Annotated in this window: 21 protein-coding genes; 12 read left to right on the top strand and 9 right to left on the bottom strand. The window is 61.5% G+C overall.

Features of this window, described 5'->3' with window-relative positions; all coding sequences use genetic code 11:
• The first annotated feature begins 79 nt into the window (after positions 1-79).
• Both BB347_RS15595 and BB347_RS15590 read left to right on the top strand, forming a co-directional pair.
• Positions 80-1,717, top strand: a complete 1,638-nt coding sequence (locus BB347_RS15595; RefSeq protein ID WP_076580055.1) for a globin-coupled sensor protein — start codon at positions 80-82, stop codon at positions 1,715-1,717.
• Between the two features lie 44 nt (positions 1,718-1,761).
• Positions 1,762-2,874: a M20 family metallopeptidase gene (locus BB347_RS15590; protein WP_076580056.1), complete on the top strand. Its 1,113-nt coding sequence runs from the start codon at positions 1,762-1,764 to the stop codon at positions 2,872-2,874.
• A 66-nt stretch (positions 2,875-2,940) separates the two neighbouring features.
• On the opposite strand, the gene BB347_RS15585 is transcribed toward BB347_RS15590, so the two are convergent.
• Positions 2,941-3,297 carry a hypothetical protein gene (locus BB347_RS15585; protein ID WP_076580058.1) on the bottom strand — a complete coding sequence of 119 codons (357 nt, stop codon included), beginning with the start codon at positions 3,295-3,297 and terminating at the stop codon, positions 2,941-2,943.
• Between the two features lie 274 nt (positions 3,298-3,571).
• Between BB347_RS15585 and BB347_RS15580 the strand changes: the two genes are divergently transcribed.
• From BB347_RS15580 to BB347_RS15565, 3 genes are all read left to right on the top strand, one after another.
• Positions 3,572-5,092: a carboxypeptidase M32 gene (locus tag BB347_RS15580; protein ID WP_076580059.1), complete on the top strand. Its 1,521-nt coding sequence runs from the start codon at positions 3,572-3,574 to the stop codon at positions 5,090-5,092.
• A gap of 500 nt (positions 5,093-5,592) precedes the next feature.
• Positions 5,593-6,336, top strand: a complete 744-nt coding sequence (locus BB347_RS15570; protein ID WP_076580061.1) for an SDR family oxidoreductase — start codon at positions 5,593-5,595, stop codon at positions 6,334-6,336.
• An 84-nt stretch (positions 6,337-6,420) separates the two neighbouring features.
• Positions 6,421-6,999: a hypothetical protein gene (locus BB347_RS15565; protein WP_076580062.1), complete on the top strand. Its 579-nt coding sequence runs from the start codon at positions 6,421-6,423 to the stop codon at positions 6,997-6,999.
• Between the two features lie 83 nt (positions 7,000-7,082).
• Here BB347_RS15565 and BB347_RS15560 read toward each other — a convergent pair whose 3' ends face one another.
• Entirely contained in the window at positions 7,083-7,352 is a 270-nt protein-coding gene (locus tag BB347_RS15560; RefSeq protein WP_076580063.1) for a thioredoxin family protein, read from the bottom strand.
• Positions 7,353-7,548: 196 nt separating this feature from the next.
• On the opposite strand from BB347_RS15560, the gene BB347_RS15555 reads away from it, so the two are divergent.
• Positions 7,549-8,436, top strand: coding sequence for a hypothetical protein (locus tag BB347_RS15555; protein ID WP_076580064.1), 888 nt, complete (start codon positions 7,549-7,551; stop codon positions 8,434-8,436).
• 54 nt (positions 8,437-8,490) lie between these two features.
• Here BB347_RS15555 and BB347_RS15550 read toward each other — a convergent pair whose 3' ends face one another.
• Positions 8,491-8,985, bottom strand: a complete 495-nt coding sequence (locus BB347_RS15550) for a DUF4385 domain-containing protein (RefSeq protein ID WP_076580066.1) — start codon at positions 8,983-8,985, stop codon at positions 8,491-8,493.
• Positions 8,986-9,093: 108 nt separating this feature from the next.
• Between BB347_RS15550 and BB347_RS15545 the strand changes: the two genes are divergently transcribed.
• Positions 9,094-9,573, top strand: coding sequence for a PaaI family thioesterase (locus tag BB347_RS15545; protein WP_076580257.1), 480 nt, complete (start codon positions 9,094-9,096; stop codon positions 9,571-9,573).
• Between the two features lie 161 nt (positions 9,574-9,734).
• Positions 9,735-10,841 (top strand): PQQ-binding-like beta-propeller repeat protein, encoded by a 1,107-nt coding sequence (locus BB347_RS15540; RefSeq protein WP_168170969.1) that lies wholly within the window; start codon positions 9,735-9,737, stop codon positions 10,839-10,841.
• A 15-nt stretch (positions 10,842-10,856) separates the two neighbouring features.
• Here BB347_RS15540 and BB347_RS15535 read toward each other — a convergent pair whose 3' ends face one another.
• From BB347_RS15535 to BB347_RS15530, 5 genes are all read right to left on the bottom strand, one after another.
• A complete protein-coding gene (locus tag BB347_RS15535) occupies positions 10,857-11,537 on the bottom strand; it encodes an IS6 family transposase (protein WP_076580070.1) in 681 nt (226 codons plus the stop codon).
• Positions 11,538-11,664: 127 nt separating this feature from the next.
• On the bottom strand, positions 11,665-12,507 hold the full coding sequence (locus BB347_RS19045; protein WP_139326974.1) for a hypothetical protein: 843 nt from the start codon (positions 12,505-12,507) through the stop codon (positions 11,665-11,667).
• A gap of 192 nt (positions 12,508-12,699) precedes the next feature.
• The gene (locus BB347_RS19425; RefSeq protein WP_168170968.1) at positions 12,700-12,870 is read right to left on the bottom strand and encodes a hypothetical protein; all 171 of its coding nucleotides are present in this window, start codon (positions 12,868-12,870) and stop codon (positions 12,700-12,702) included.
• 106 nt (positions 12,871-12,976) lie between these two features.
• A complete protein-coding gene (locus BB347_RS19420; protein ID WP_168170967.1) occupies positions 12,977-13,138 on the bottom strand; it encodes a hypothetical protein in 162 nt (53 codons plus the stop codon).
• 220 nt (positions 13,139-13,358) lie between these two features.
• Positions 13,359-13,937, bottom strand: coding sequence for a cysteine hydrolase family protein (locus BB347_RS15530; protein ID WP_076580072.1), 579 nt, complete (start codon positions 13,935-13,937; stop codon positions 13,359-13,361).
• Positions 13,938-13,961: 24 nt separating this feature from the next.
• Here BB347_RS15530 and BB347_RS19830 point away from each other — a divergent pair, with 24 nt between their 5' ends.
• The 4 genes from BB347_RS19830 to BB347_RS15515 all read left to right on the top strand — a co-directional run bounded on the left by BB347_RS19830 (position 13,962) and on the right by BB347_RS15515 (position 17,467).
• Entirely contained in the window at positions 13,962-14,087 is a 126-nt protein-coding gene (locus BB347_RS19830; RefSeq protein ID WP_257787620.1) for a hypothetical protein, read from the top strand.
• Positions 14,088-14,137: 50 nt separating this feature from the next.
• The gene (locus BB347_RS15525; RefSeq protein ID WP_236995961.1) at positions 14,138-15,760 is read left to right on the top strand and encodes an Hvo_1808 family surface protein; all 1,623 of its coding nucleotides are present in this window, start codon (positions 14,138-14,140) and stop codon (positions 15,758-15,760) included.
• Between the two features lie 82 nt (positions 15,761-15,842).
• Complete coding sequence (locus BB347_RS15520; RefSeq protein ID WP_076580076.1) at positions 15,843-17,009, top strand: nicotinate phosphoribosyltransferase; 1,167 nt, start codon at positions 15,843-15,845, stop codon at positions 17,007-17,009.
• 80 nt (positions 17,010-17,089) lie between these two features.
• Positions 17,090-17,467, top strand: coding sequence for a hypothetical protein (locus BB347_RS15515; protein ID WP_076580079.1), 378 nt, complete (start codon positions 17,090-17,092; stop codon positions 17,465-17,467).
• 80 nt (positions 17,468-17,547) lie between these two features.
• Here BB347_RS15515 and BB347_RS15510 read toward each other — a convergent pair whose 3' ends face one another.
• A complete protein-coding gene (locus BB347_RS15510; RefSeq protein WP_076580082.1) occupies positions 17,548-18,306 on the bottom strand; it encodes a sensor domain-containing protein in 759 nt (252 codons plus the stop codon).
• Positions 18,307-18,451: the final 145 nt, after the last annotated feature.

The following is an 18,451-nucleotide window of genomic DNA, read 5'->3' as shown; positions in this document are numbered from 1 at the left end:
AAAGGAATCGCGAGCCGAACTTCCCAACCGGTAGGAAGACACGACAGTCATTCACGGTGAGACTGCCGACTTACAGTCAATGAATCCGACAGAAACGTTCGGGACTGGGGCACTCAACGACGCGTTCGACACGGCCGAGCTCGTCGAGCGAATCGGACTCACCGAGGACGAACTCGCCTGGCGAAAACACTTCATCGGATTCGACGAGTCGGACGAACGGCGACTCGCCGACCTCGAGCCCGTCGTCCGCGACAACCAGGACGCGATCGCCGACGATTTCTACGAAAATTTGCTCGGCTACGAAGGGACTCGAAACGTCATCGAACGGTCCCCAAAGGGGGTAGAAGCGCTCAAGCAGACCCAGCGAGCGTACCTCGTCTCGCTGTCGACCGGCGACTACGATCAGCAGTTCTTCGCGAATCGGGCGCGCATTGGCAAGCTTCACGAGCTACTCGACATGCCGCTCAAACACTACATCGGCCAGTACGGCGTCTACTACGATCTCTTACTCGAGCGACTGAACGAACGAATCCAGCGACAGGTGATCGAGGAAATCGAAACGTGGGCGGCAGAGCGAGACGACGACGGCGGAGCGCTCGGTGGATTCGCCGGTGCGCTCGGCTTTCGTGGCGACGACTCCGACGCGGACGGCCTCGAGGCGAGTTTCGAGGAGACCGTCAGAGACGCGATCGACGACGGCATGCACGACGTGCTCTCGCTGTTGCGCATCATCAATCTCGACGTGCAGATCGCGACCGAGACGTACGTCGACTCGGCCGCCCAGGACCTCGAGGAGTCGATCGCCCGCCGGCGGCGACTGGCTCGAGAGGTCGAGACGGACGTGCAGGCCCCGATCGAGGAACTCCACGACGCCGGCGAGGAAATCGCGGCGCGCGCCGAAGCGATCAGTACGCACACCGACCGACAGGCCGACGAAGCAACCGACGCGGCCGCCGAACTCGGCGAACTGAGCGCCGCAATCGAGGAGGTCGCCAGCGTCACCGACACCGTCAGCGAGGAGAGCACGCGAACCGAACGCCTCGCTGCTGACGGTGCGTCGGCGGCCACCGACGCGATCGACGATCTCGAGAAGATCGACGAGGCCGCCGGGACGGTCTCCCGATCGGTCGACGAACTCGCAGCCCGCACCGACGAGATCGAGACGGTGCTCGAGCGACTCGAGGACGTCGCCGACCGAACGAGCGTGCTCGCGAAGAACGCGAAGATCGAAGCGACGCGCACGGGAAGCGACAACGCGCAAACGATGAGCGTCATCGCGGAGGAAGTCGACTCCTTCGCCGAACAGACCAGACGCGACCTCGAGCGGGTCGAAGGCGCGCTGGAAGGCGTCCGCGAGGCGGCCGCCGACACGGTCGACGCGACCGACGCGACCGTCGAGCGAATCGACGACGGGACGACCCAAATACGGGCCACGATGGAGTCGTTCGACGAGATCCACGAGGCGGCCCAGACGACGGCGGCCCGGATGGACGACGTTGCGGCGGCGACGGACCAGCAGGCGCACAACGTCCAATCGGCCGCGGCGACCGTCGAATCGATCGCCGAGACGGCCGGCGACGTCTCCGGAGCGGCGCAGTCCGTCGCGGCCGCGAGCCAGGAACAGACGGCCAGCCTCGAGTCGGTGAGCGAAACGGTCGCTCGCCTCACGACGGTCGAGACGGGAACCGACGCGCCGGTGTACGAGCGACTCGAGTGAGAGTAACCGGTGCAATCAACCCCGTCGACGAGTAAGACACGCCTATGAGCGTCGTCGAACTCACCCGCGAGCTCGTTTCCATCCCCAGTCACGAGGACGAAACGGCCGCGGGCGATTTCATCGAGTCGTGGCTCCGGGAGGAAACCACCGCGACGGTTCGCCGGGACGAGGCGGGGAACGTGATCGCTCGAGCGGGACCGACCGGGTCGAAGCGCGAGTCCGTCGATTCGCTGGCGCTCGTCGGCCACCACGACGTGGTCGAGCCAGACGAGACACAGGTCGACGGCGGCGAGTACGTCGTCGAAGCACGAGACGGCCGACTCTACGGGCGCGGCACCGCCGATATGAAGGGGGCCGTCGCGGCCGCCATGCTCGCCTTTCGTGACGCGACGGCGGCGGTCGACGCGGAGACGGCGACGGGCGAACTCGTCTTCGCGAGTTTCGTCGGCGAAGAGGTCGGCGGCGTCGGTGCCCGCCACGCGATCGACCACGGATTCGCACCCGAGTACGCTATCGTCGGCGAGGGCTCGACGGGCTACTCGAGTCCGGGCGTCACCGACGTGGCCGTCGCACACAAAGGTCGCCGCGGAAGCACGATCACGGCTTCCGGCGAAGCCGCCCACGCCAGCGAAGTCGGAGCCGGCGAGAATGCGATCTACCGGGCGACCGACGCCGTCGACCGGATTCGGGGGCTCGAGGAACCCGCTGTCACCGTAGCGGGCGAAACGCTCGCGGGAAGCCTCGTCGTCACGGAAATCGACGGCGGAACGGCGATGAACGTCGTTCCCGACCGGTGTGAACTCACGATCGACGAGCGAACGGTTCCGGGCGAGCGCGCCGCCCTCGAGCGAGTGGCAGAACTCGAGGGCGTCGAGTGGACCGTCGATCAGGACCTGCCGCCGATGCGCTGTGAGGATGGGGCCTTCGCCGAGCGCGTCCTCGAGGCGGCCGCGAGCGTCCAGCCGGGCTCGCCGGAACTGGTGACAAAACCCCACGCGACCGATGCTGGCTGGCTCTCCGCAGCGGGAACCGAGTGCGTGATCTACGGCGCGGCAGAACCCGGCGAGGCTCACACCGAAGACGAGAGCGTCTCGATCGACGTGCTCGAGCGGTGCCAGCGGACGTACCAGCGAGTCGCCGAGTCGTGGCTGTCGTAGACCCGTGGGTAACTCGAGAAACAACACGTCGAGTCGGGTCCCGACGGGCCTCTCCGCGCCGAGTCGTTATACGCCCGGCACGCCGACCGCTTCGAAGCCGGTGATGCCGACGGCCGCGAGTGCGTAGAGGACGGCCAGCACGACCACCCAGGCGAGGAGGCCGATCATCGCCGCCGCGGTCCAGTCGCCGGGGTAGCGGAACTTGATCACGGCGATGTACGCGAGGAGGGCGAGCAGCGGCCCCAGGAGTGGAACCCAGCCCACGAGGTAGCCGACGACTGCCCAGACGACCGCCCCGATCAACGCCGTGACGATGGCGTGATCGTAGTCGCCAGCGCCGACGATGACGCGTGCGCCGATGTAGATACCCAGTGCACCGATCAACAGACTCGTGACGAAGACGATGGCTGACGCGACTACCATACGATGGAGAGACACGTCAACTCAGTAGAACAGTTCTCTGCTTGCACGTTCCACACAACTATCACCGGTCGGAGAACGGCGTCACAACCCATACGATCACATTACAGTAACAGCACGAAGACGGCACTCGAGGTGATTATACCATATCTTATGAACACTGTGCTCGAGTAAGAACGCTGTCACGCCCTCCTCGCCCGTACTGGACGGAATCGATAGCCCCACCGCACCTCCGGAACCACGACGTTGATATCGCGTTCTCCCAAACGAGGGACATATGTCGACCGAACAGGACACCCAATCGACTGCGGCCGAAACGTACACCGAACTCGAGTCGCGAATTCGCCGCATTTCGAACATCTCTCACGCGGGCGGCGTCCTCCGCTGGGACCAGGAAGTCGTCATGCCCGAAGACGGCACGCCCGCTCGAGCACAACAGCTCTCGACGCTCTCGTCGATCGGTCACGAGTTACTGACGGCCGACGAAACCGGCGAGTTGCTCGAGGCCCTCGAGTCTGAGGAACTCGAGGACGAACAGGCCGCCGTCGTCCGCGAGGTCCGGCGACGCTACGACCGCGAGACGAGCGTCCCCCAGGAACTCGTCGAGGAGATTTCGGAGACGACGGCTAACGCCCACCCGACGTGGAAGGAAGCCAAAGAGACCGACGACTTCGAGGCCTTCGCGCCGACGCTCGAGAAACTGGTCGAACTCAACCGCGAGTACGCGGCCCACATCGACCCCGACGCCGACCCCTACGAGGTGCTCTTCGCGGAGTACGAGCCGTACCTCGACCTCGAGACGGCAGAACGCGTCCTCGAACGTCTGCGCGACGAACTCGTTCCCCTGATCGACGCGATCGACGAGAGCGAGGCCGACGTCGAGACCGACGCGTTCGCGGGCACGTTCGAGGACGACGATCAGGAGGCCCTCGCGCGGGACGTCCTCGACTCGCTGAACTACGACTGGGATCGCGGCCGACTGGATACGGCACCCCACCCGTTCTCGACGGGCACGCAGTTCGACGCCCGGGTGACGACCCGCTTCGAGGAGGACGACCTGCTCGGCTCGATCACGTCCACGATCCACGAGTTCGGCCACGCGAACTACACGCAGGGACTCCCCGACGAGGGGTACGGAACGCCACTCGGCGAGTCCCGCGACCTCTCGGTCCACGAATCCCAGTCGCGACTCTGGGAGAACCACGTCGGCCGCTCCCGCCCCTTCTGGGAGCACTTCCTCCCCATCGCCCGCGAGCGATTTCCGAGCCTCGAGGACGTCTCCCCCGAAGCGGCCTACGAGGCGGCGAACCAGGTCTACGACGACAATCTCATCCGGGTCGAGGCGGACGAACTCACCTACCACCTCCACATCGTCATCCGCTTCGAGGTCGAGCGCGCCCTGATCTCGGGCGACCTCGAGGTCAGCGAAGTGCCCGAAGTCTGGAACGACAAGTACGAGGAGTACCTCGGCGTTCGCCCCGAGACCGACGCGGAGGGCTGTCTGCAGGACATCCACTGGTCTCACGGCTCCTTCGGCTACTTCCCGACGTACTCGCTCGGCTCCGTGCTCGCCGCGCAGTTGTACGCGGCCGCGGAAGACGATCTCGGCGACTTCGAGGACGACGTTCGGGCCGGCGAGTTCGCGGAGCTAAACGGCTGGCTCCGCGAGAACGTCCACCGACACGGCTGTCGCTACACCACGCCCGACCTGATCAAGGAGGCGAGCGGTGAAGCGTTCACGGCCGACTACTTCCTCGAGTACGTCACCGAGAAATACGGCGAGTTGTACGATTTGTAAATCCGGTGCGCTATCGGTTACCGAGAATTCGAGTGAGAAATATTCGGAGAGACGGGCTTGTACCGATATCGAGAGACCACTGTGATGGTAAAATAACGAATACGATACTCAATACTCCGATGAGAATGTTGTGAGGGATAGCACTTTGGCTACTGAATAGCGCAATAGCCCCACTGAGGCCCATGAGAACGAGTAATATCCCACCGATGACCATCGCTGTAATCGGAATCACTGGCGTCTCAGTTCGATTCTGTTTATAAAAATATACGTCGAGAATGAATAGAACGCCTACAGAAATGAAGATCGTATTTGTGAGTAACTCCGCTGAAAGGAGTATCTGCTGGAAATAGATCATCGTAGATAGTGGTTGAGCCATACATTACGCAGCTTGATAAATTTTAGTAGTTCCCTATGGAATGGTGACTGTATAGCAGAGGATTGGCCGAGTTATGGCGATTTTAGAACATCACTTAACATCTCGGCCCACACACTGTACGGATATGGTCGAAACGTCACTCGAGTCGAAGACGGCGGTCGTCACGGGAGCGAGCGCGGGCATCGGCGCAGCGACCTGTCACGAGTTCGCGGCCGCGGGAGCGAACGTGGTTCTCGCTGCCCGAAGCGAGGACAAGTTGGACGCCATTGCGGACGACCTCGAGGACGAACAGGGCGTCGAAACGCTCGTCGTTCCAACCAACGTCCGCGAGGAGGAGGCTGTCGACGCGCTGATCGAGGAAACCATCGACGCCTTCGGCGGAATCGACGTGCTGGTGAACAACGCCGGGCTCTCTCGAGGCAGCGACGTTGAGTCCATGTCGACCGAGGATTACGAGACGATGCAGGAAACGAACGTCGACGGCCTCTTCTACGCGACGCGAGCCGCGATTCCCCATGTTCGCGAGCGAACGGGGCACATCGTCTTCGTCGGCAGTTTCGCCGGCCAGTACCCGCGGTCGTTCAATCCCGTCTACGCCGCGACGAAGTGGTGGACGCGGGGCTTCGCCAAGAGCATCGCCGCACAGGTCGGCGACGACGGCGTCGGCGTCACCGTCGTCAACCCCGCCGAGGTCCGCTCGGAGTTCGAAGCGGCCGACGGCAAGACGTTCGCGGAGCACTTCGAGGAGGGCGAGGTCAGCGAACCCGCGGAAGTCGCCGAAGCGATTCGATTCGCGGCCAGCCGCGAGGGCTCGAGTATCAGCGAGATCGACGTCAATCGACGGGACAAGTTCGCCGACGGGTTCTAAGCGAGGCGAACGGTCACGTACTCTTAAAAGACCGGTTGCACGTGCCGGGTGTAGACTCACCCGCGACGGACTCCTTTCGTCCGTATGCGCCTCTCGATCCCAGGCCTCCCCGGCGTCTACTACGACACCGACTCCGGCACGACGGCCATCGGCGTCGCGACGACCGCACTCGGCCGCAAAGCACCGAAACCGAAGGGGTACGCCATCCAGTTGCTGCCCTACCTCTGGTCGTTCAACGTCGACCTGCACGAAGTTCCGAACGACCACCCGATTCAGTACCTCCACCCCGAGAGCGCCCAGAGCCTCGGCGAACTCTCGCCCGAACGCGGCATGCGTCAGGCCGGCACCGAACTCGAGTCCGTCCTCCGCTTCGTCTGGTCGGTCAATCAGGAACTCGAGTCGACGACCAACCAGCTGATCGGCCGACCCGAACAGACGGCCGGCGTCGTGATCGACATCGAGGACGGCAGCGTCAGCGTCGACGGCGAGGCACTCGAAACCGACGAGTTCGACCTCGAGGAGGGTAGCGAAGCAGGGACGGGACGAGATGCTGAGACGGAGACCGACGCCGGTGCCTTCGGCGCCACCGAAGAAGCCCCCGGAGAGGAGTTCGAGACCGACGACGACCCGAGCGTCGACGATATCGATCCGGACGAGCCCTGAGGTGCGTTCGAGGCGCTGCGGTCGGAAAGAGCCGCTGCTAACCGTGAATCGAACCGCTGCAGAAAACCGCTCGAGTCCGTCGCTTACGCGCCGGCGGATTCGAGGGCGTCTTCGATATCGTCGCGCTGGGTGACGCCGACGAAGCGCTCGACGATGCCGTCGTCGTTCTCGATGACGAGCGTCGGCAGCGATCGAACTTGATACTCGTTGGCGACGTCTTGTTTCTCGTCGACGTTTACTTTCTCGACTTCAAATCGGCCCTCCCAGTCGTCCTCGAGTTCCTCGAGGATCGGATCTTGGGTCTTGCAGGGGCCACACCAGTCAGCGTAGAAATCCTTGAGTGTGACAGTCATCGGTTCATCGCTAGTTCCGACGCGTCGCGCATAAGGGTTTCCCACCGGTTCGCGATTGCCGCAATCGGCGACAGAAGTAGGCAAAAAAGGCCGAAACAGCGGAGCGCTCGAGTGGCCTCACTGGCCGCGCCCGATTCGGGAGGGTCGTCTCGCGCGAGTTAAATTGAGGGCGCTCGAAAAATGGCACAGACAACCGATGGTCGTGAGGCTCCCCGAGACGGTGTTGGCTCAGTATCGGCGATTTTCGCTCTACAACTCACCGTATCCGGCCCACGACGAGGGCTGTGCGATCGATCTGTATCCCGGCACCCTTCGAGACGGGCGCACGACGACCGCTCCCAGTCCGGTCTCTGGAACCGTCCTCGAGACCACGGCCGTTCGCGCGCCGCCGAAACCGTACGCCCCCGAGCACGACTACCTGATCCTCCTCGAGTGCGACGGCCCCGGCGACCTCGCGGGGCTGACGGCCAGAATCTTGCACGTCGAGCCGTCGGTCGAAGCCGGACAGCGCGTCGAACGGGGCGACTCTCTGGGCGAACTCGTCCGCGCGGGCTTCTTCGCCCCGTGGGTCGACAACCACCTCCACGTCGGCTTTCGACGCCCCGACCAGAACCCCCGACGGGCCTCAGGCTCCCTGTCACTCGAGGCCGGCGTCGACGTCGCGGGACTCGAGTGGGACGGAACCGGGACGGTCGTCTCGACGGGGGAGACGTACGCCGTCCTCGACGCTCCAGCCCATCCCGATCCGGGCGAGACGTTCGTCGGCATCCGAGCCGACGGAGGCGGCGTGCTCGACGGTGGGTTGCCCCACTACGACGGTGGCGGGATCTACGGACGGGACAGCGGGGCTCGCTCGCTCGAGCAACCGGTGTCGCTGAACGACGACCGACTCGGCGCTGTGGCTGGGCGAACGATCGAGTGGGACGACGTGGTCGTCACGGCCGACGGCGAGGCGATTACCGGGCTCTCGCTGTTTTGCGCTCGAGACGATGCATTCGGCGCGAAGCTGATCTGCCCAGAGACGGCGTTTTCGGTCGGTGACTCGGTTCGAGTTCGGGTGCGGGTACGGGAAACCGCCGAGTGAGAACAGGGTGGCAGCCACTCGTCCCGGACGGGAAACTCGAGGAGCGACCGCCGGTCACGGGTTCCGGTGTTCGTCTTTCGCTCGCTGGTAGCGCTCGTCCTCGCGAACGCGTTCCCAGTAGGATTCGAAGACGAGGGCCCCAGCCCGCTTGTCGGGGTCGGCCCACTGCTGTGGCTCGCGTTCCCCGCCGTCGCTCTCGTCGTACTTCTTCCCGCCGGGGTACTTCGCGTACCGCATCGCTCGCGTGTACCCCATCTGGAGGTACTTCCGAGCCATGTCCATTCCCGGGAAGTCGTCGTTCGCTCGGTAGCGTTCGTACCGTTCGTATATCGCCTCCGCGGACTCTCGAGCGGCGGCCTCGTCGGCGTAGGACCAATGCGGCAGGAGTTCGCTCTTGTAGGGTTCGACTTTGAAGACGCCTTCCTCGCCGCGACCGATCTCGTATCGCTCGGGTTCCTCGCGAAAGTCGATGTCGTACTCGGGGCCGTCGTCGCCCCCCTGATCGGTCGCGTCGCCGTCACCCGCGCTGTCGTCGGTCGGATCGGGCATGGGCGTGCCACGCGCTCGAGCGGGATGAATCTGGGCCTCGATGAACGATCGACAACGGGAAAGTTCGGAAGCGGAGCCGTAAAGAGCGTCGGACCGCGACCAGCAGCTATGACCGAAGACGTGCAGACGATGCTGGCGGAGTTCGACGACGTCGGCGAGTTACTGCAGTATTTCATCGACGAACATCAGGAGTTTCTCTCGTGGATCGGCACGACCGTCGAACACGTCGGCGAGGGCACGATGACGCTCGAGATTCCCTACGACGAGAAGCTGAGCAACACCCGCCCCAACGCGCCGGAAACCGAGCGGGCGGACCTCCACGGCGGCGTCGCGGCGACCCTGATCGACACGGCTGGCGGGCTCGTCCTTCGGACGAAGGTGGACGAACCCTTCGACATCAGCGTCGCGACGATCAACCTGAACGTCAACTACCTGCGGCCCGCGACGGGCGACCTCTCGGCGACGGCCGACGTGATCCGCGTCGGCGGCAGCGTCGGCGTCAGCGAGATCACCGTCGAGAGCACGACCCCCGACGGTGAGACGAAGGAAGTCGCGACCGGGCAGGGAGCCTACCGAATTTTCCGGTAAACGAGAATAAGGTTTATTAACCATCATGTTCGATGTGAACTATGACTACAAGGCGGGCTCTCCTTTCGCTCCTTCCAACGACCCTCGCAGGATGCACTGTTCTCGATAGAGGTGGGACCTCACCCGACTCGAGCGGTACGAGAACGTTCTCGTGGCCGTCCGTGAACGCTACGCCGGAAAATACCCGCACCATACCTAATGGGCGGCTGGATGAGCTACAACCCGATCCGCAGACTACATATCCGGCAGACGAGGTGGGAATCAACGGCTCAAACGCTCGAGCACCGGTCGTCGACGATGAAGCGGTTATTTTGGTAGCACCGGGAGAAAGCGACGACGATGGTTGTCTCGTCACGTGTTTCGAACCTGACGGACACGACTGGCTAGACGTTACCTGGCAGCGAGAACTCGAGCACGCATTTCCTGACGGCGCTGCAACAATTGTCGACGACCTCGTTCTCGTTACAGTCAGCAACGAGTCTGGAATCGAACCAGACACAGACGCAGGCCTTGTCGCGCTCTCGATGTCCGACGGAGAGACGCTGTGGTCGTATCCTCTCGAGGACGGACCCGCACTCACACCGACGGCAAAAAATGGAATCGCCTACATGCGCACAGCGACGGGAGTCATTGCGGTTGACATCGAAACAGGTGATCGCGAGTGGCGCGACGACGCATCTACCATCGAACATCCATGGCAGCATCATACGCACACCGAACACTTTGCCCCGGCCGTCGACGAAGGTCGAGTCTACGTCTCCGGCGGGGGAGAACTGACAGTGTACGATCACAATGGTGCTCACCAGTGGGGTATCGAACTAACCGACGTAGAAGGTGGGCCAGCGGTAGACCACGGTATGATCTATATTTGTGCCGGCAACGAGTTGTACGCGCTGGACGCAGTCGGTGGACGTAGTGAATGGACTGAAGAAAACGTCCGGTCGATCGGTCCAGCAGTCGGCGACGACGAAGTCGTCGTTTCTGATGGAAACCGCGTACTCGCCCTCGATCCAGGAGACGGGAGCACTCACTGGCAGACCGACAACATACTACAAGGGTCAGCAGTCTTCTCCCCGTCAATCGTCGGTGAAACGATCGTCGCCAGTTCGCCTTCGACGATTGTCGGCCTCACACGAAGTGACGGGGACCAACGATGGGAACTCAAGAGTGAGGCGACAAGGTGGCATCAAACAATTGCGGACGGCCGAGTGTATCACTTTTGCCGCAACGGAGATTCTGGGTATCAATTGAGAATATATGATAAATAGAAGTGTTGGCACTGTCTAGTTTAGAACCTCCTCAACCGGTGTTCGTCCATCAAGCGATTGATGCGGTCTCTGGCGGTTGTAATAATGCACGAATTGTTCAATCCATTTGCGAGCGCTCCGCCGACTGCCCACCCACGAGTTATGGAAACAGTCGACGCGCATTTTGAATGTGTGAAACCACTTTTCGATGAGGTTTCGGTCGATGTAGTCAACCCGACCGTTCAATCCTAACCGCGCAAGGGCAGTCCGATAGCCAAACTGATCGACGAGAAACACCGCCTCGGAGAGATCATGTTTCTCGCGGAGTCTATGCAGGAACGCAGCCGCCGGATCGGTGCCGTGGCGACCGAACAACTGAGCATCGAGAATCAACTTTGTATCGAGGTCTATTGCAGCGTACAGCCAAGACCATTCGCCGTTTATTTTGACAGCGGTCTCGTCAACCGCGACCCGCGATGGCTTCGCCATCGGCGGGTCTGGTACGCTGTCAGCCAGCTGATGTACCCAGTTCCAGATTGCTTGATGAGAGCGTTCAACGCCGATCAAGCGAAGAATTGCTTGTGTTTCTCGAAGCGAACAACCGGTCGCGTGGAGCCGGACGGCGACGCCCGTCAGGGTGTTCGCCGTCCGCTCACGCTCCCAAGCTTCATCAAATTCCGCCGCGTAGGACTCGCTGAGCAGGTCTGCGAGCTTCATGCCAAAGTAACTCTACGGCCTGCTCGCTTCTCAAACTGGGCTAACTAGACACTGCCAAGTGTTCATTATGGCAAATCCCCCACACATTGTGGTGTAGAGAATGTCTTAGTGGAGATATCGATTAATACTATGGGCAACCATCTTCTGTATCATCTTCTGCGTTCACTAACAAAAAGTCACCATCACCACCATCCTCTGTTTGATAATCAATCTGATAAGATTCGTTACTAACCGATATTCCGCTGGATGGAGGATATGCAAAGTCAACAGATTCAATAGTTATATCTCTCCAGTGATGGGTGTAGGCTGCAGCAATTTCATGACTTTGGTCATTATGATCATCATTTGTGTTAAGATAGACACCAGCATGATGTAAATTATCTGGCATTGGGTCGCCATTTATACAATCTTCCTGATAGTCAACTGTCCAACTATGATCAGCGACTTCAAATAAAACACCACTAAGAGGTTCAGTTTCGTTCGTGTCAACTTCAACATATTCGCTTGAGTCCGTTGTAAGCGTTGGACTAGAATCCATAAGCGTGTATGATTCCAATTCAAATCCAATATAGTCATTTGGTGGTTCACCAAACTGACCGATAGGAGATTCACAATCGTCTATGTTGAGCCATTCCCAATCATACTCCCAAGCAACTTCAACATAATGAAGTTCCTCATCACATTGCTGTACAAGATTTATTTCCATATCTATTCCATCTTCATCAATTTGCTGAATACCAACCTCCTCTTCATCATTCGGATGCACTAATTTACTGCTATCACTCGACACAACAAGCCCCTTGTCTTTAAGATATTCTTTCCATGCATTGAATGAGCCAGTCTCTTTCCTGACTTCGTTTGCAGTTTTGATTTTATCTATTAATCCATCTTCGTTAGATGATGCAGTAGCCGGTACGGCCGAGAGCATTCCAGTAGTCGCAACAGCACTAAGGACCTTTCGTCTATTCATTATACTATCTTTATTTCTGTTATTAATTATCTTCGTTTATTACATATTAGCCAACCATAATAATTGTTTCGGCTATTTTTGTTCACTTAAGTATTTCCGATATAATGGGTTGTTGATTGACGCTGTGGAATTTAATTCGGAGGGTTTGCAGCATCCATACACGTTACAAATCCCTGTATAAATAAGCCCATGTCACCCGTTCAACCGCGACCCGTCGTCCTCGGCACCATCGGGCCGTTGTTGCGTGCCAGACTGCGAGCGCGAGGCGAGCCAGAGACGACCGTGGAGGTACCAGCCAATCGTCGCGACGAGCGCGAAGTAGCCGTAGATAGCCAGCTCGACGTAGATTGAGGACTCGAGCATCGGCGGTGGCTACGCACGAGTCCCTGATACGCGATGACCTGCACTGGGTCACGCTTCGTATAGTGGTGGCTATCGCGACACCGACCCACCGCTGGGGACTCGAGCGTTACTGATTCGAGACCATCCAGTAGCGAACGCCGAGGTAGACCATGACGAGGCCGAACGTGACGGCGAACAGCGGCGAATCGTCGGTGACCGCGTAGACCAACGCGCCGGCGTTCAACACAATGCCGATGATGTACATCGATTTCAAACGGCGATTGTTCACGCTGGCGCACCTCCGAGTGAACCGAGGAGTGCGGCCGAACGCTCGAGGCAACCCAACCGAGCACGCCGGGAACTGTCCATATCGAATCGTTTCGGCGGGGCCGTTGAAAACGCTCGCATTTCGCGTCGGAGGCGTCGATCTGGACGACGGTCGAATAGAACCCTGTCGACGGTCGACCGCCGACGGAGACCACGACGACGTATTCGCTCCGCGACGACCGTTACTCGCCCTCGAACTCGAGATCCTCACTTTCGACGACCTCACCGAAGAGCCAGTCGGCGTGCTCGAGGGCGTACTCCTTGTGGTCGTCTTCGATCGACCCGATACAGTCTTCGACCATGATCGGTCGGAAGTCACGCAGGCCGGCGCTGCCGCCAGTGTGGAGTACGCAGACGTTCGCGAGGGTGCCACAGATGACCAAATCGTGGATCCCGCGAGCGTTCAGCCAGCCCTCGAGTTCGGTGTTGTAGAAGGCGTCGTAGGTGTGTTTCTCGAGGACGTAATCGTCGTCCTCGACGGAGAGTCCGTCGACGATCTCGGCCTCCCACGATCCCTCGAGGACGTGCTCACCCCACTGCTCGAACTCGTCGTAGTAGTGGGTGTCCTCGAACTGTTCGGGCGGGTGAACGTCTCGCGTGAAGATGACCTGCGTGTCGGCCTCTCGGGCCCGATCGACGAGCGTCGCGATCGGTTCGATCACCGACTCGCTGCCCGGCGCGTACAGCGAGCCCTCGGGGTGACAGAATCCGTTTTGCATGTCGACGACCACCACTGCCGTGTTCGCTGGCTCGAGGTGCATATGGGAGGTGCTACGAAGGGACGCATGAAAACGTTCGTGGGCGCGACGCAGTCGGTCTCCGGCGGCGAGGCGGACGACTCCGTTTCGATCACGTCAACCGGCGGTCTTTTTACAAGCCCGTTCGTAGTCGGTGTCATCGTTTCCAAATGATGGAGAAAGTGACGCGTTCGCGGGTTCTCGTCGCGACAGTTGTGGCTGTGATGCTCGCAATCGGAATCGCGGCGGCCGCGGGTGCAGTCCCCCTCTTTGCGAGCGGCGATTCGACCGACCGCCCCGATGATCCGTCGACCGAGGAGACGGTCGGCTACGTCGAGGGCTACTGGTACGACGACGAACTCGACGCGGACGACGGTGAGGACGCCGTCGTCGACGACGAAGGCGACCTCGAGGAAGTGATCTACCGCTCGATGGCGCGCGTCGAAGAGATCCGGGGACTGACCTTCGAGGAGGAGGTTCCGGTCGACGTGATCTCCCGCGAGGAGTTCCAGGAGGACCACGACGAGATGTTCGTCGAGACGGGTGAGGACGAGGAACTCCAACAGAACGTCACCTACGAGGCGCTGTTCATGGTCGACAGCGAAACCGACGCCGAAGACGAGTTCGAGGCGATGTACGGCGATAGCGTCGGCGGCTACTACGATCCGGCGACGAACGAAATCGTCCTCGTTTCGGACAGTCCGGACGAACCCGAGGTCGACGAAGTGATCCTCGGCCACGAACTCCTGCACGCGTTGCAGGATCAACACTTCGATCTAGCGAGTTACGATCGAGAGACGATCGACCAAGACGCCGCCAAAAACGGTCTCATCGAGGGCGACGCCGTCACCGTCGAGCAAACGTACGACCAACACTGCGACACCGAGTGGGAGTGCCTACCGAGCGCTCAACCGCCGGAAGGTCAAGTTGGCGACCTCAACTGGGGCATCTACCTGCTGCTCATGCACCCCTACGAAGCCGGGCCAGAGTACGTCGATTCGCTGCTCGAGGGAGACGACTGGTCTGCAGTCGACGACGCCTACGACGACGCGCCCGCGAGTTCCTCGGACGTGATTCACACCGACGAGGACCGCGAATCGGGCGACGTCACGGTCGACGACGACTCGAGCGACTCGTGGGAGCAATTCGAGACGGACGACGGACTCGCGAACGAAACGGTCGGCGAGGCGGGGATGGTCTCCATGCTCGGCGGCGACGCGATGGACCCCCTCCGGTCGTCCGTGATCGAAGAAACCGACCTCCTCACGGCCGATCTGCAGGGCGTCGATTACGACCAGCCCTACACGGACGGTTGGGCCGGTGACGAACTCGTCACCTACGTCGATTCGAACGCCACGGATACCGACGCCGTATCCACGAGCGAGGACGCCGGCTACGTCTGGGAGAGCGAGTGGACCTCCGAGGAAGACGCGGAGGAGTTCGTCGACGGTTACACTCAGTTACTCGAGCTCAACGACGCGCAGACTCTCAACGAGAGCGAGGGCGTCTACTCGATCGACGACGGCTACGAGGGGGCGTACGCACTCGACGTCGACGGCGAGTCCGTGACGATCGTTCGCGGCCCCTCGGTCGACGAACTGAACGCCATCGAAGACGGCGTCGTCGCCGAGGATCTCGAGGTCAGCGACGACCCCGACGAACCGACGGACGGCGATGCTGGGACCGACGACACCGGCTCCGACGACGAGGAGAGCGGTGACGCAGACGACGCAGATGATGCGAGCGAAGCCACTGACGCGGACAACGACTCGATTCCCGGTTTCGCGGCCTCGAGTGCCGTCGTCGCGCTCGCGGTTGCCGTCTTCCTGACCCGACTGCGACGATAGCGACTCCGCGGTGCTCGCTTCGAAGTGACGGCGTTCGTCGCCAGACGAGTAGCTTTTTTGTGTCCCACGGGAAGTCGTCGGTATGTCAACACCGTTCGGAACCATCTCAGCGGAGGCGATTCTCGAGGGCTCCGCGACCGACGCCTACTTCGAGCGCACCCGGACGACCCTCGAGCACGCGGGGAAGAACCCCCGCGTCGTCGCCGAAGTGACCGCAGACCAGTTCCCGACCGGTTCCTTCGACGTGTTCACCGGCGTCGCGGACGTGGCCACGCTCTTCGAGGGCCGCGACGTCGATATCGACGCCCTCCCCGACGGCGAGCTATTCGACGGCGGCCCGGTCATGCGAATCGAAGGTCCCTACCTCGAGTTTGCCGAACTCGAAACCTCCCTGCTGGGCTTTCTCTCTCAACCCAGCGGGTTCGCGACAGCCGCCCTCGAAGTTCGACGGGCAGCGCCCGACTCGCAGGTCCTCTCCTTCGGTGCCCGCCACGTCCACCCCGCCATCGCCGCGTCGGTCGAACGCGCCGCGTTACTCGCCGGTCTGGATGGCTTCTCCCACGTCGCCGCCGGTGACGTGCTCGGCCGTGAGGCGGGCGGAACGATGCCCCACGCGCTCATGTTCTGCTTCGGCGAGGGCAACCAGGCCGACGCCTGGGAGGCGTTCGACGAAGCCGTCTCCGAGGACGTGCCACGAATCGCGCTGGCCGACACCTTCTGGGACGAAAAGAGCGAGAGTCTGCTCGCCGCGGAGACCCTCGGCGACGACTTAGACGGCGTTCGAATCGACACGACGAGTTCGCGTCGGGGCGACTTCCAACACATTATCCGAGAGGTTCGCTGGGAACTCGACGCACGGGGCTACGACGACGTCGATATCTTCTGTAGCGGCGGCCTCGAGCCCGAGACGATTCGACCCCTCCGAGACGTCGCCGACGGTTTCGGCGTCGGCAGCCACATTACCGGCGCTGATTCGGTCGATTTCAGCCTCGACATCGTCTCGCTCGAGGGCGAACCGATTTCCAAGCGCGGCAAGCTCTCCGGCGTGAAAGACGTCTACCGAACGTCCGAGGGCGGCCACCACGTCGCGCTGGCTGAGCGCGAGGGGCCCGAAGGCGGCGAGTCGCTGTTCGAACCGCTCGTCCGCGACGGCGAAATCGTTCGCGAGTTCGACCTCGACGAGGCGAGCGAGCGCTGTCTCGAGGCCGCCGAGACAGTCGGGTTCGGCGAGGTCGACGAGTCGGTGTAGTTGGACGGCGAGCGCACCTCGCGGTCGCGTTCGAGAGGTGTACGAGAAGAGTCATATTCGACGAGTACCAACCACCGTGTATGTCTGACGTAGGTGAACGAACGGCAACGCTCGGAGCCATCGTCGGTGCTGTGCTCGTCGTCCTCGGTATCGGCGCGTACGTGCTCACGGATTTCGCCAGCGTGACGGCGCTCATTCCGACTTTCTTCGGCGTCCTCATCGCTGCACTAGGAGCGATCGGACGAGACGAAAGTCGAGAGCGAGGCGCACTCTACGGCATCGGTGCCCTCGCGGTTCTCGGCGCGGTCGGTTCAGCGCGGGCCGTTCCCGATATCATCGCGCTCGTCTCGGGCGAGTCGGTCGACTCCGTCGTCGCGACCGTCTCTCAGGGCGCGATGATCGTGTTCTGTCTCGTCCTCGTCGTCGGCGTCGGTCGGTACGTCCTCGAGACGCGCTGAAGGCCCCGGGGTACTCGAGCGAGCGCGTCGTTTTTCCTTCGTCTCGCGCAGATACTGGGCGACCAGCGAACGAACTCGCGCTACCGGTCGAGACTCGAGTGGCCGAACGACCCCAAGAAGACGCGACTAAACTGACCCACCAGCCGCGCGAACAGGTTCACCATCGAGAGCGCGAGGAGGAAGCAAACGATCCCGACACTCGAGACGACGAGCGCCTGCGGAAGGCTCGTTACGCCCCACTCTACGAACGACCGGACGAACTCGACGCCGAAGAGCAACTCGTGGACGGGGAGTTCTACCGACGCGACCGTGATCGCCTCGCCGCCGGTGTCGAAGCCTGCGAGCGTGTCCGGCCTCGCGTAGTAAAGCGGCGTCAACACGACGGCGATCGCTGGAAGGAGTACCGCCGTCACCACGACGAGCGAGACGAGGCCGATTGCAGCCTTCGTTGCGAGAAAGCACATCGCCATGTACGTGCCGAGATTGAACACGAGCGAGCGAATTCGCTCGAGTTCGTCGTCCGCCTCGAGAAACGGATAGTTCGGCGAGTCGATGTGCACGCCGAGGAGTCGCCGTGCGATCACGCGTTCGACGATCGCGAAGACGTGGCTCGTTCCCAACACGAACAGCAAAATCGGAACGCCGACGACGAAGAGTGCGAGTGTGAGTCCGATCGACAACCCTGCGATCAGGAAGGTGATGTAGAACGCCCCCAGCGGAATCGCGAACAGGAGGTAACAGAGATTGGCGTACGTCTGGCGACGAAACGGGCTCAGCGCTGTCGCCAGCACCGCTCGAGTGAACGTGTTCGGTCTGTCGGGTTCTGTTCCGTCGCTCACGTCAGAACGCGCTCAGTCGGTTCCGATAAACGTGACGAAAGGGCGAACGGACGACCTGGGTGAAGGGGGACAACGAGGGATAACGACTAGAGAGGCGACAAACGAGGTACTCGCGAGTGCGAATGAGACCGCGGGCGGAATAGAC

The organism is Natronorubrum daqingense (assembly GCF_001971705.1).
GTDB classification, from domain to species: Archaea; Halobacteriota; Halobacteria; order Halobacteriales; family Natrialbaceae; genus Natronorubrum; species Natronorubrum daqingense.
This window is presented reverse-complemented; position numbering and strand designations above follow the sequence as displayed.